The organism is Pseudacidovorax sp. (genome assembly GCF_017991995.1).
In the GTDB taxonomy this organism is placed as follows: Bacteria; Pseudomonadota; Gammaproteobacteria; order Burkholderiales; family Burkholderiaceae_C; genus Xenophilus.
Map to the genome: position 1 here is coordinate 158,158 of NZ_JAGOPN010000016.1, position 12,157 is coordinate 170,314.

The following is a 12,157-nucleotide window of genomic DNA, read 5'->3' on the forward strand; positions in this document are numbered from 1 at the left end:
TCCGAGGACCTTCCGTGAGCACGATCCCCACCCTTCCCTTGTCCCGCCGCCGCGCCCTGACGGGCCTCGCCACCGCGCTGGTGCTCTCGCCCTGGCCAGTGGTGCGGGCCGCTGCGGCGTCCTTTCCGCAGCCCGGGCGCACCCTGCGCATCGTGCTGGGCCTGGCCGCGGGCGGCGCATCGGACGCGCAGGCCCGCTTCGTCGCCAACCGGCTGCCCGATGTGCTGGGCATCCCGGTGATCGTGGAGAACCGGCCGGGCGCGAGCTTCATCCTCGCGACCGAGGAAGTGATCCGCGCCGCGCCCGACGGCTACACACTGATGTATGCGCCCTCGTCCGTGGTGGCGCAGAACCCGCAGACGCTGGCGCAGGTGCGCTACGACCCCTTCAAGGACCTGACGCCCATCTCGCTGGGCGCCCGCGGCCCGCTGGTGCTCACGGCTCACAGCAGCCTGCCGGTGCATTCCGTGCAGGAGCTGGTGGCCTATGTGCGCGCCCATCCGGGCACGGTGAGCTATGCCTCCTTCGGCGCCGGCACCTCGTCGCACATCTATGGCGAGGCCTTCTGCCGCCAGGCCGGGCTGGACGCGGTGCACGTGCCCTACAAGGGCGGCGCCGACGCGGCGCGCGATGTGCTGGCGGGCCGGGTGCAGTTCTACTTCGACGCCGCGCCCAATGCGATCCAGAACAGCGCCAGCGGCAAGGTGCGCATGCTGGCGGTGGCTGCGCCCAAGCGCAGCCCGCTGCTGCCCGATGTGCCCACCATGGGCGAGCAGGGCATCACCGGTGTCGACATGCCGAGCTGGCTGGGCTTCTACGGCCCGGCCGGCATGCCGCCCGCGGTGGTCGACACCTTGAGCGCCGCGCTCGCCAAGGTGCTGTCGCAGCCGGAGACGCGCGCCTTCTTCCGCCAGGGCGCCTACGAGGCCGAGGCCTCCAGCCCGCGCGAGCTGGCGGCGCTCACGCGCTCCACCTACGACGCCTGGGGCGGGATCATCCGGCAGCTGGGGCTGGCGGTGCAGCGCTAACTCAGCAGAAGAAGCCGCTCAGGCCGCCGCAGGCGCTGCGGTCGACGCACGCACGACCAGTTCCGGCCGCAGCACCACCGTCGAGGCCAGCAGCGACTGGCCCTCGATGGCCTGGAACAGCATCTCCGCCGCCTGCCAGCCGAGCTCGCGGTGCGGCAGGCGGATGGTGGTGAGCGGCGGATCGACCATGTCCACCAGCGGCATGTCGTTGTGGCCGGTGATGGAGATGTCCTGCGGGATGCGCAGGCCCGCCGCCCGCAGCACGTCGTAGGCGCCCAGCGCCACCAGGTCGTTGCAGCAGACCACGGCTTCGGGCCGCTTGCCGCCGCTCTCCAGCAGCACGCGCATGGCCTGCTGGCCGGCCTCGCGGCTGTAGCTGTCGCATTCGACGATGCGCGGCGCGGGCAGGCGGTGGTCGCGCAGCGCCTGCTCCACGCCCTGGCGGCGGCCCACGCCGGTGGGCACGGTCTGCGGGCCGGCCAGGTGGGCGATGCGGCGATGGCCCAGGGCCACCAGGTGGTCGACGGCCAGCTTCATCGCCAGGCGGTCATCGCTCACCGCGGCGGGCAGCCGTCCGCTCTCGTCGGCACGGTTGACCATCACCGCATGCATGCCGCTGTCGCGCACGAAGTCGATCAGCGGGTCTTCGCGCAGCGCGATGGCCATGACCAGGCCGTCGATCTGCTGCGCCTTCATGCGCGCCAGGATGGGCTGCGCCAGCTGCGGGTCGCCCACGTTGGCCACGAAGACGAAGTAGCCGCGCGCCGCCGCCGCGGCCTCGATGCCCTGCAGGATGGGCGGGAAGACCGGGTTGGTGATGTCCGGCAGCAGCACGCCGATGGTGTGGGTGCGCCCGGTGCGCAGCGCCGAGGCCGCGCGGTTGGGCTGGTAGCCCAGGCGGCGGGCCGTCTCTTCGACCAGTTCGAGCACCTCCTTGCTGATGCGCTTGCGCCGCGCCGGATCGAGGGCGCGCGAGACGGTCGACACATGCACGCCGCTGGCGGTGGCGACATCGCGGATGGTGACCTTGGGCGGCTTGGTGGCTTTCATGTGTGCAAACGTTTGCCTGGCAGCGGGCTCGCTGTCAAGAGTGTCAATGCTGCGATTGTGCCCTTTGCTTTGCGCTGGATCGGAACCAATAATGTGCAAACGTTTGCACACGGAGCCCCCGGTCATGAACATCGTGACGACCCCCGACTCGGTCCTGCCCATCGCCCTGGACGCGATGGCCCGCACCCCCAACCCCCGGCTGCGCGAGGTGATCGCCGCGCTCACCCGCCACCTGCATGCCTTCGTCCAGGAAGTGAAGCTCGGCGAAGAAGAGTTCGAGCAGGCGCTGGACTTCATCGTCGCCCTCGGTCAGGCCACCGGCGAGAAGAAGAACGAGGTGGTGCTGGCGGCCGACATCCTGGGCATCTCGACGCTGGTGGCGCTGCAGAACAACCAGGATCCGCAGGGCGAGTCGCCCTCCGCCCTGCTCGGCCCCTTCTGGCGCGCCAATGCGCCGGACTGCGCCTGTGGCGATTCCATTGCCCGCTCGGGCACGCCGGGCGTGCCGCTGTTCGTCTCGGGCGTGGTGCGCGATGGCCAGGGCCGGCCGCTGGCCGATGCCATGGTGGACGTGTGGCAGGCCTCGCCCGTGGGCCTGTACGAGAACCAGGACCCGACGCAGGAGAACATGAACCTTCGCGGGCGCTTTCGCACCGATGCCGAGGGCCGCTACCACTTCCGCAGCGTGCGCCCCGCCGGCTACCCCGTGCCGGTGGACGGGCCCTGCGGCGTTCTGCTGAAGGCCCAGCGTCGCCACCCCAACCGGCCGGCGCATCTGCACTTCATGGTGAGCAAGCCGGGCTTCAAGGTGCTGGTCAGCCAGGTCTATGCCGACGACGACGAGAACCTCGAAAGCGACCCGACCTTCGGCGTCACGCGCCGGCTGATCGGCCGCTATGCACTGCAGCCGGATGGCAAGAGCGCCACGCTGGCCTACGACTTCCAGCTGGAACCGGGCGTGACCAAGTTCCCGCGGCCGCCGATTCCCTGATCCCTGTTCCTCTTTCCAACCCTTTTCTTCATGACTGCAAGACCATGAGCTTCACCCCTGTTTCACGCCTGGACGGCAAGGTGGCCGTCATCACCGGCGGGCTGGGCGCCATCGGCTATGCCAGCGCGCAGCGCCTGGCCGCCCTGGGCGCCACCTGCGTGCTGCTGCACCGCAAGGCCGAGGACGCCGACGCCCGCGCCGCCGCCCTGCCCTCGGCCGAAGGCCAGCGTCACGGCGCGCTGCGCGCCGACATCGTCGACAGCGCCAGCCTGCAGGCCGCCGCCGCGCAGGTGAAGGCCGATCACGGCCGCTGCGACATCCTGGTCAACAGCGCCGGCCACACCCGGCCGGTGGCTGCGGCCGACCTCGACGGCCTGACCGACGAACTGATCGACGAGCTGCTGCAGGCCAACTTCCGCGGCGTGTTCGCCACCATCCGCGCCTTCGCACCGCTGCTCAAGTCAAGCGGCGACGGGCTGATCGTGAACGTGTCCTCCATCGCCGGCTTCACCGGCGTGGGCAGCAACCTGGCCTATGTGGCCGCCAAGGCCGGCCTGGACGTGGTGGGCGATGCGCTGGCCAAGGCGCTGGCACCGGCCGTGCGCGTGGTGTCGGTCTCACCCGGCGCGGTGGAGTCGGGCTTCGTGCCCGGCCGCGGCGAGGACTTCAAGGCCAAGATGGCCACCACCACGCCGCTGGGCCGCATCGGCCTGCCCGACGACGTGGCCGCCACCGTCGAGGCGCTGGCCACCACGCTGCGCTTCGTGACCGGCACGCGCATCGTCGTCGACGGAGGACGTCACCTATGAGCGCCGCATGGCTGCCCAAAGGCGCGAAGGCCCCCTCGGGGGGCAGCGCAGTACACGAAGTGACCAGCGTGGGGGTCCAATGAACAAGACGCTCATTACCTGCGCGGTCACCGGCAATTTGGTCAAGCTGGAGCAGACCCCGCACCTGCCCATCACCCCCACGCAGATCGCCGACGAATGCCTGGCCGCGGCCGAGGCGGGCGCGGGACAGGTGCACATCCATGTGCGCGACCCCGGCACCGGCAAGCCGTCGATGGAGGTGGCGCTCTACCGCGAGGTGGTCGAGCGCATCCGCCGCCACGACCGCGAACTCGTCATCAACCTCACGACCGGCCCGGGCGGGCGCTTCGTGCCCAGCGAGGACGACCCCAAGGTCTACGCCCCCGGCACCTCGCTGCTGCCGCCCGAGCGACGCGTCGAGCACATCGCGCTGATCAAGCCCGACGTCTGCTCGCTGGACCTCAACACCATGAACAGCGGGCCCGACGTGGTGATCAACACGCCGAAGAACGTGCGCCGCATGGCCCGCGTGATCCGCGAGGCGGGCGTGAAGCCCGAGCTGGAGATCTTCGACTCCGGCGACATCCACCTGGCACTGGACCTGATCGCCGACGGCACGCTCGACGGCCCCGGCATGTGGACCTTCGTGCTGGGCGTGAAGTACGGCTTTGCGCCCACGCCCGAGACGCTGCTCTACGCCCGCAACATGCTGCCGCGCGGCGCCTTCTGGAGCGCCTTCGGCATCGGCCGCATGGAGTTCCCGATCGTGGCCCAGGCCTGGCTCATGGGCGGCCATGTGCGCGTGGGCATGGAAGACAACATCTACCTGTCGCACGGTGTGCTGGCAGAAAGCAATGCCCAGTTGGTGGCCAAGGCGCGCGACATCATCCGCAGCCTGGGCGGCCAGGTGGCCAGCGCCGCCGAGGCGCGCCAGATGCTCGGCCTGCCGGCCGCAGGAGCCGCACGATGAACGCCGTCTCGAACCCCAATGTCAACAGCGCCGCGCGCGCCCTGCGCGTGGAGCAGAAGGCCGCCGATCTGGCGTCGCTGCAGCTCGCCATCGTCGACCAGCCGGCGCCCACGCCCGCCGCCGGCATGGCGGTGGTGCAGGTCGGTGCCGCCGCCGTCAACCCCAGCGACGTGAAGGCCACGCTGGGCCTGATGCCGAAGGCCGTGTGGCCGCGCACGCCGGGCCGCGACTTTGCCGGCACCGTGATCGACGGGCCCAGCGCCTGGATCGGCCGCGAGGTCTACGGCTCCGGCGGCGACGTGGGCATCACCCGCGACGGCTCGCATGCGCGCTACCTGCTGCTGCCCGAGGCCGCGCTGCGCGAGCGCCCGCGCAACATCTCGATGGACGAGGCCGGCGCCGTGGGCGTGCCCTTCGTGACGGCCTACGAGGGCTTTCGCCGCAGCGGCATGCCGCAGGCGGGCCAGGTGGTGCTGGTGCTGGGCGCCAACGGCAAGGTGGGCCAGGCGGCGGCGCAGCTCGCGGCGCAGGCTGGCGCCAGGGTGATCGCCGTGCAGCGCCGGCCCGGGCCCTTCGAGGGCTTTGCCTGTGCGCCGGTCGACGTCATCGACGCGAGCCAGGAAGACGTGGCCGCCCGCGTGCTCGAACTCACCGGCGGGCGCGGGGCCGATGTGGTCTACAACACCGTGGGCAGCGCCTACTTCGAGGCCGCCAACAAGTCCATGGCCAAGGGGGCGACGCAGATCTTCATCGCCACCCACGACCGGGCGGTGCCCTTCGACATCTTTGCCTTCTATCGGGGCATGCACACCTACGTGGGCATCGACTCGCTGGCCATGGACTGCGTGGCCTCGACCGCGCAGCTGGACGCGATGCGCGAGGGTTTCGAGCGCGGCACGCTCAAGCCCTTTCCGGTGGCGCGCAGCTTCGGGCTGGACGAGGCGCTGCAGGCCTACCGCCAGGTGCTCTCGGGCAGCACCGACCGTGTGGTGCTGCGGCCCTGAGCGCAAGCACGGAGACGATTGCCATGCACGTCACCCGCTTCGACCAGGCGCCTGCCTATGAGGCACCTCGCCATTTCGACATGCGCTGCCTGCGCCTGCAGGGCAAGGAGGCCGGGCCATCCGAGCAGATGTGGATGGGCATGAGCCAGATCCTGCCCGGTGGCCACACCGGCCTGGACGGCTCGCCCATGGAAAAGCTCTACCTCGTGCTCGAAGGCCGGCTCACCGTCATCGGCGAGCTCGATGGCCAGACCGAAGAGCAGGAGCTCGGCCCCTACGACTCCTGCCGCTTCGCGCCGGGCGAGAAGCGGCAGCTGGTTAACCGCAGCAACCGGCCGGTGCTGGTGGCGCTCGTGATGCCGCACGAGCCGCCAGGGCCGAAGACTTAGCGCAGCCCCAACGGCTGATCGCCCATCCCCCACAGAAGACAAAGACGGAGACAAGACATGACCTTCCCCTCGACCCGCGGCCTCGGCCGCCGCCTCTTCATCGCTGGCGCCCTGGCCGCCACGGCCTTCGCCAGCGCGCATGCCCAGGGCGACTGGCCGCGCGGCCAGACCATCCGGCTGATCGTGCCCTTCACGGCCGGCAGCGGCACCGACATCGTGGCCCGGCTGGTGGCCGAGCGCCTGGGCCCCGCGCTGGGCACCTCGGTGGTGGTGGAGAACAAGCCCGGCGCCGGCGGCACGCTGGGCGCCGTGCAGGTGGCGCGTGCGCCGGCCGACGGCTACACGCTGCTGGTGCATTCGGCCGGGCACCTGGTCAACCCGTCGATCTATCCCAACCTGAGCTACGACACGCTCAAGGACTTCGCCGGCATTACGCCCATGGCCAGCCTGCCCAATGTGCTGGTCACCTCGCCCGGCAAGTTCGCCGATGTGAAGGACCTGGTCGCGCAGGTCAAGGCCAAGCCGGGCGGCTTCAACTACGCCTCGGCCGGCAACGGCTCGGCCACGCACATGAATGCCGAAGTGTTCCGCCTGGCGGCGGGCATCCAGGCCCAGCATGTGCCCTTCCGCGGCACGCCCGAGGCCATGACCGAGGTGATGGGCGGGCGCGTGGACTGGTTCTTCGCACCCATGGTGTCGGCCCTGCCGCTCATCAAGGACGGCAAGCTCAAGGCACTGGCCGTGGGCACGGGCAAGCGCTCGTCGGTGCAGCCCGACCTGCCCACCACGGTGGAGGCCGGCGTGCCCGGCTCCGAGTACCTGTTCTGGGTCGGCCTGTTCGCGCCGGCCAAGACGCCGCGGCCGGTGGTCGACCGCCTGCAGGCCGAGGTCGCGAAGATCATGACGGCGCCCGACCTCAAGGACCGCCTCGACAAGCTGGGCGCCGAGCCCTTCACCATGCCCTCGGCCCAGTTCGACACCTTCCTGGCGGACGAGACGGCCAAGAGCGCGCGCATCGTCAAGGCCTCCGGCATCAAGGTCGACTGAGCCCGGAGCCGCCTCGCCATGAAGCGCTTCAGCCTGGGCGGCGCGACTGCCGCCGCCACCACGACGAATCTGGACACGCCGCGCTACCGCCACTGGTGCGACCCCGCCTGCGCCCACGAGGCCGAGCCCGAGCCGCCGCGCCGCCAGTTCCTGCGCAGTTCGCTGGGCCTGGCCACGGCCGGCGGCATCGCGGGCATGGGCCTGGGCGGTGCGCTGGCCGGCTGTGCCAGCACCGCGCCCGCCGGCCCGGCCGACCTGGTGCTGCTCAACGCCCGCATCGCCACGGTAGACCCCAAGCGCCCGCGGGCCCAGGCGCTGGCCATCGTGGGCGAGCAGTTCGCCGCCGTGGGCAGCGATGCCGACATGCAGCGCTGGATCGGCCCGCGCACCCGCGTCATCGATGCGCAGGGCCGCACCGTGGTGCCGGGGCTCATCGACTCGCATGCGCACTTCATCCGCGGCGGGCTCACCTACACGCAGGAGCTGCGTTGGGACGGCGTGCCCTCGCTGGCCGATGCGCTGGTCATGCTGCGCGACCAGGCGCAGCGCACGCAGCCGCCGCACTGGGTGCAGGTGGTGGGCGGCTTCTCGCCCTACCAGTTCCGCGAGAAGCGGTTGCCCACGCTGCAGGAAATCAACGCCGCCACCGGCGACGTGCCCTGCTTCGTCATGAACCTCTACGACCGCGCCTTTTTGAACCGCGCGGCGCTGCGGGTGCTGGGCTTCGACCGCAGCACGCCCAACCCCATCGGCAGCGTGCTGGAGAAGGACGCCGCCGGCAACCCGACCGGCCTGGTGGTCAACGCCACCAGCCTGGGCGGACTGGTGGCCCTGTTCGCGCGCGTGCCCAAGCTGTCGGACGACGACCAGGCGCTGTCGACCCAGCTCTACATGCGCGAGATGAACCGCCTGGGCCTGACCAGCGTGGTCGATGCGGGCGGCGGGGGCCAGAACTACCCCGAGCACTACAGCGGCATCGCCAAGCTCGCGGCCGAGCGCAGGATGACGCTGCGCATCTCGTACAACCTGTTCGCGCAGCGCCCGGGGCAGGAACTGGCCGACTACCAGGCCTGGTCGCAGCGCGTCGCGCCCGGCCAGGGCGACGACTGGCTGCGCATGGTGGGCGCGGGCGAGTACATCCTGTGGGCCGCCACCGACCCCGCCAACTTCGGCAAGAGCGTGACGCCCGCGCCGGCCATCATGGAAAGCAAGCTCACCGAGGTGGCGACCTATCTGGTGGGCAAGGGCTGGCCCATCCGCATGCATGCCAGCTACGACAGCACCGCCACGCGCATCCTCGACGTGCTGGAGAAGGTCAACCGCGAGGTGCCGATGAAGAACGTGCGCTGGGCGCTGGACCACTGCGAAACGCTGTCGCCGCGCTCCATGGAGCGCGTGGCCGCCATGGGCGGACGCATCGCCATCCAGAACCGCATGTCGCTGGACGGCGAAGTCTTCGCGCAGACCTGGGGCCGCGAGGCCGCGGCGGACGCGCCCGCCATCGGCCGCATGCGGGCGATGGGCCTGCCCGTGGCCTGCGGCACCGATTCGAGCCGCGCCACCAGCTACAACCCGTGGGTCTCGCTGCACTGGCTGGTGACCGGCAAGACGATGGGCGACACGCGCCTCAATGCCGACCGCAACCTGGTCAGCCGCGACGAGGCGCTGCGCATGTGGACGCTGGAGGGCGCCGCCCTCACCGGCGACGAGGCCCGCAAGGGCAGCATCCAGCCCGGCAAGCTGGCCGACTTCGCCTTGCTGTCGGACGACTACTTTGCCGTGCCCGAGGACGACATCCGCGACATCACCGCGGTGCTGACGGTGGTGGGCGGCACGGTGGTGCATGGCAGCGGCAGCTTCGCCGCGCAGGCACCGGCCGTGGTCAAGCCCCTGCCCGACTGGCTGCCGGTGAACGTGTACGGCGGCTACCAGCAGCGGCGCAAGAGCGGCATGGCGCGGGCGCCCGGTGGGACGGCGATGCATGGCGCCGGCTGTTGCACCGGGCCTGCGTCGGCACCGATCATCGTGGGCGACCAGGGGAACTGGCGCATGAGCTGTGGCTGCGCGGTGATCTAACCGATAGTGGCGGGATGAACATCCTCATCACCGGCGGCGCCGGCTTCCTCGGCACCCTGCTGGCGCGCAGCCTGCTGCAACGCGGCACCCTGTGCGGCCAGCCCATCGACACGCTCACCCTGACCGATCTGCATCCGGTCGCCGATCCGGGCCTGCTGGCGGACCGGCGGGTCAAGCGCGATGCAGGTGACCTGCTGGAGCGGCTGGACAGCCTGATGACGGGCAATCATGACGCCGTCTTCCACCTGGCCTCGGCCGTGTCGGGCGAATGCGAGGCCGACTTCGCGCTGGGTCTGCGCAGCAACCTGGAAGCCACCCGGCGCCTGCTGGAGGCGCTGCGCGCCCAGCAGGCGCGCACCGGCCAGGCGCCGCTGTTCTTCTTTGCCAGCTCGGTCGCCGTCTATGGCGGCGACGAGGCCGTGGCGCTGCCGCCCGTGGTGCGCGACGACACCCTGCCCACGCCCCAGTCCAGCTACGGCATCCAGAAATTCATCTGCGAACAGCTGGTGGCCGACTACACCCGCAAGGGCTACATCGATGGTCGCGCCGCGCGACTGATGACCGTGTCGGTGCGGCCGGGCCGGCCCAACGGGGCGGCCTCGGGCTTCCTGTCGGGCATCGTGCGCGAGCCGCTGGCCGGCATCGACGCCATCTGCCCGGTGGACCCCTCCACCGCCGTCGCCCTGGCCTCGCCCGACACCACCATTTCCGGCATCCTGCGCGTGGCCGAGGCCAGCCGCGCCGAGTTCGGCGGTCGTACCGCGTTGAACCTGCCCGCCCTCAGCGTGACCGTGGCGGAGATGCTGCAGGCGCTGGAGCGCAGCGCCGGCCAGGCGGTGGCCGCCCGAGTCACCGTCAAGCCCGACGCGGCCGTCGCTCGCATCGTGGGTGGCTGGCCCTCGCGCTTCGAGAGCGAGCGTGCACGGCGGCTGGGGCTGCAGGCGGATGCGAGCTTCGACGCTGTCATCGCGCAGTTCCGGGCGCTGGCGCGCTGAGCGCCAACTGCCCATTCCGGGCACGATGGCGCCATGAGCTTCACTCCCCTGCGCCTGCCGCCCGGCGCCGACCTGCGGCGCACGCTGGAACAGCACGCCGTCGATCACGCCGACGGCCCGGCCCTCTTCGTCGTCGCCGGCATCGGCAGCCTGGACGGTGCCGTGCTGCGCTTGGCCGCTGCCGAGCAGGAAACCCGCTGGACCGGGCCCTTCGAAATCCTCAGCCTCTCGGGCTCGCTGTCACCTCAAGGCGCACATCTGCACATGAGCGTGGCCGACGCGCAGGGGCGCGTGTGGGGCGGGCATGTGGGGTATGGGAATGTGGTGCGGACGACGGTGGAGCTGGTCGTGGCGGAGATGGTGGGGTGGCGGTTGGGGCGGGAGGTGGATGCGGGGACCGGGTACTTGGAATTGACGATCAGCGCGGAGGGCGTCGTTCGACAAAGCTCAGGGCAATGACCGCTTCAGACTGATAGCCGTAGTTCCGGCAGTCGGCCCCATACTTCCGCTTTCGGCCACAAGCGGACATTAGGAGCGGCAGAGAGATCAGATGAGCAACCGAACATTTGCCTGTCTTGGCTGCAGAAAGCTTCAGCGACGCGATCAGCAGACCGAGCAATTCTTTTGCCCCATCTGTGGAGTTGAGAGCGTTCGAGTGCCTTGGAAGCTTCATGTTCCAGCACCTCGAAAAGTGCGCAAATGGGATGCCTTCTGGAAGCAGTACCTACTGGAGATGCGTCAGCTTGCGGAGTTCAGAGCCAACAAGAACATCGCCGAGTTGCACTTGCCCCTGCAGAACCAACGTTGGCGTCGTGACGTAGCGCCGTCGGCAATGCGGTGAAGTCCGCTTCGGGCCCTTCTCGCGCCTTCGTTCAGAGGCTACAGTCGGCCAGCAGCAGCCGTTCGCATCACCAACACAATCAGGCCAGAAGCTCACCTTCCCGCCCTCCCTTCAGTTCACCAATCGCCATGAACGACTTGCCGAGTGCCATCCACGCAGATATCAAGCAGATCTGCGCTGACGGGGACGCGCTTGCTGAGCAGCGGCTCTATAAAGAGGCAATCGCGACGTACAACAAGGCTTGGGTGTTATTGCCAGCACCGCAGGCCGATTGGGAGTCCAGTACCTGGATTCTCGCCGCCATAGGCGACGCATGCTTCCTCGGCGGCTTCTTCGTCTCAGGTTCAGAGGCAATGGAGTACGCGATGCGCTGTCCAAGTGGTTTCGGCAACCCCTTCCTTCATCTGCGCCTCGGCCAAAGCGCACTTGAGCGAGGGCAAAACGAAGTGGCAGCAGAACATCTGGCAAGAGCGTACATGCTGGAGGGAAAGGAGATATTTGCTCTAGACGACCCCAAGTACTTCGCGTTTTTGAAAACGAAGCTTGCTCCGCCCGCTTCCGGCGTGTGGTGACGTACTACGCTGCGGGCACCCTGCGGCCGTCGGGCAGAATTCGGCCAAGAGCTGCCATTCACGGGATAGGCAAAAACCGGCCAAAATTGGAACCTCCCAATGCGTCATTCAATCCTGCATGTGATCTTCGCCACGTTTCTTTCAATGTCGGCTCAAGCCTCTGGCGACCAGTATGCAGTTGATCTCGCCGGGCTCCACGGCGAAATCCGGCAGGTAGAGGCCATGAGAGATTTGTGCGCCAAAGACTTCCCTGCTAGTTGTCGAGTTGCAATAGGTTGTTCCCACAAAGGCGGGAGGCTGGGGGCTTGTGCCCCAGAGCGCAGTGCGGGCGCTCGCAGTTGTAGTAGCGCAGGAAAGCGGGCAACCAAGCGGTGCGCTCGGCACT

General features: G+C 69.5%; 12 protein-coding genes and 1 pseudogene. 11 read left to right on the forward strand and 2 right to left on the reverse strand.

From position 1 onward, the window contains the following. Positions 1-77: 77 nt before the first annotated feature. Positions 78-1,028, forward strand: a complete 951-nt coding sequence (locus KBC94_RS20805) for a tripartite tricarboxylate transporter substrate binding protein (RefSeq protein WP_294374583.1) — start codon at positions 78-80, stop codon at positions 1,026-1,028. Positions 1,029-1,046: 18 nt separating this feature from the next. Here the strand turns inward: KBC94_RS20805 and KBC94_RS20810 are convergent, their stop codons facing one another. Next, positions 1,047-2,078: a LacI family DNA-binding transcriptional regulator gene (locus KBC94_RS20810; protein ID WP_294374545.1), complete on the reverse strand. Its 1,032-nt coding sequence runs from the start codon at positions 2,076-2,078 to the stop codon at positions 1,047-1,049. Between the two features lie 124 nt (positions 2,079-2,202). Between KBC94_RS20810 and KBC94_RS20815 the strand changes: the two genes are divergently transcribed. The 10 genes from KBC94_RS20815 to KBC94_RS20860 all read left to right on the forward strand — a co-directional run bounded on the left by KBC94_RS20815 (position 2,203) and on the right by KBC94_RS20860 (position 11,772). Further along, positions 2,203-3,069, forward strand: coding sequence for a dioxygenase (locus KBC94_RS20815; protein WP_294374548.1), 867 nt, complete (start codon positions 2,203-2,205; stop codon positions 3,067-3,069). 44 nt (positions 3,070-3,113) lie between these two features. After that, the gene (locus tag KBC94_RS20820; protein ID WP_294374551.1) at positions 3,114-3,878 is read left to right on the forward strand and encodes an SDR family oxidoreductase; all 765 of its coding nucleotides are present in this window, start codon (positions 3,114-3,116) and stop codon (positions 3,876-3,878) included. Between the two features lie 79 nt (positions 3,879-3,957). Next, a complete protein-coding gene (locus tag KBC94_RS20825) occupies positions 3,958-4,848 on the forward strand; it encodes a 3-keto-5-aminohexanoate cleavage protein (protein ID WP_294374552.1) in 891 nt (296 codons plus the stop codon). Beyond that, positions 4,845-5,852: a zinc-binding alcohol dehydrogenase family protein gene (locus KBC94_RS20830; RefSeq protein ID WP_294374554.1), complete on the forward strand. Its 1,008-nt coding sequence runs from the start codon at positions 4,845-4,847 to the stop codon at positions 5,850-5,852. The genes KBC94_RS20825 and KBC94_RS20830 overlap by 4 nt, the downstream gene beginning before the upstream one ends. Positions 5,853-5,875: 23 nt before the next feature. Next, positions 5,876-6,241, forward strand: coding sequence for a cupin domain-containing protein (locus KBC94_RS20835; protein ID WP_294374556.1), 366 nt, complete (start codon positions 5,876-5,878; stop codon positions 6,239-6,241). A 57-nt stretch (positions 6,242-6,298) separates the two neighbouring features. Next, a complete protein-coding gene (locus tag KBC94_RS20840) occupies positions 6,299-7,288 on the forward strand; it encodes a tripartite tricarboxylate transporter substrate binding protein (protein WP_294374557.1) in 990 nt (329 codons plus the stop codon). Positions 7,289-7,306: 18 nt separating this feature from the next. Continuing rightward, complete coding sequence (locus KBC94_RS20845) at positions 7,307-9,364, forward strand: amidohydrolase (protein ID WP_294374559.1); 2,058 nt, start codon at positions 7,307-7,309, stop codon at positions 9,362-9,364. Between the two features lie 14 nt (positions 9,365-9,378). Next, the gene (gene denD, locus KBC94_RS20850) at positions 9,379-10,359 is read left to right on the forward strand and encodes a D-erythronate dehydrogenase (protein ID WP_294374561.1); all 981 of its coding nucleotides are present in this window, start codon (positions 9,379-9,381) and stop codon (positions 10,357-10,359) included. 33 nt (positions 10,360-10,392) lie between these two features. Next, the gene (locus KBC94_RS20855; RefSeq protein WP_294374566.1) at positions 10,393-10,818 is read left to right on the forward strand and encodes a PPC domain-containing DNA-binding protein; all 426 of its coding nucleotides are present in this window, start codon (positions 10,393-10,395) and stop codon (positions 10,816-10,818) included. Between the two features lie 510 nt (positions 10,819-11,328). Further along, positions 11,329-11,772 (forward strand): tetratricopeptide repeat protein, encoded by a 444-nt coding sequence (locus KBC94_RS20860; protein ID WP_294374569.1) that lies wholly within the window; start codon positions 11,329-11,331, stop codon positions 11,770-11,772. Positions 11,773-12,025: 253 nt separating this feature from the next. Here the strand turns inward: KBC94_RS20860 and KBC94_RS20865 are convergent. After that, a pseudogene (locus KBC94_RS20865) lies at positions 12,026-12,157 on the reverse strand (integrase core domain-containing protein); the annotation flags it as partial.

Bases quoted from the DNA above. Each gene is read 5' to 3' on its own strand.
- KBC94_RS20810 (WP_294374545.1), bottom strand. From the start codon at position 2,078: ATGAAAGCCACCAAGCCGCCCAAGGTCACCATCCGCGATGTCGCCACC.
- KBC94_RS20815 (WP_294374548.1), top strand. From the start codon at position 2,203: ATGAACATCGTGACGACCCCCGACTCGGTCCTGCCCATCGCCCTGGAC.
- KBC94_RS20820 (WP_294374551.1), top strand. From the start codon at position 3,114: ATGAGCTTCACCCCTGTTTCACGCCTGGACGGCAAGGTGGCCGTCATC.
- KBC94_RS20825 (WP_294374552.1), top strand. From the start codon at position 3,958: ATGAACAAGACGCTCATTACCTGCGCGGTCACCGGCAATTTGGTCAAG.
- KBC94_RS20830 (WP_294374554.1), top strand. From the start codon at position 4,845: ATGAACGCCGTCTCGAACCCCAATGTCAACAGCGCCGCGCGCGCCCTG.
- KBC94_RS20835 (WP_294374556.1), top strand. From the start codon at position 5,876: ATGCACGTCACCCGCTTCGACCAGGCGCCTGCCTATGAGGCACCTCGC.
- KBC94_RS20840 (WP_294374557.1), top strand. From the start codon at position 6,299: ATGACCTTCCCCTCGACCCGCGGCCTCGGCCGCCGCCTCTTCATCGCT.
- KBC94_RS20845 (WP_294374559.1), top strand. From the start codon at position 7,307: ATGAAGCGCTTCAGCCTGGGCGGCGCGACTGCCGCCGCCACCACGACG.
- denD (WP_294374561.1), top strand. From the start codon at position 9,379: ATGAACATCCTCATCACCGGCGGCGCCGGCTTCCTCGGCACCCTGCTG.
- KBC94_RS20855 (WP_294374566.1), top strand. From the start codon at position 10,393: ATGAGCTTCACTCCCCTGCGCCTGCCGCCCGGCGCCGACCTGCGGCGC.
- KBC94_RS20860 (WP_294374569.1), top strand. From the start codon at position 11,329: ATGAACGACTTGCCGAGTGCCATCCACGCAGATATCAAGCAGATCTGC.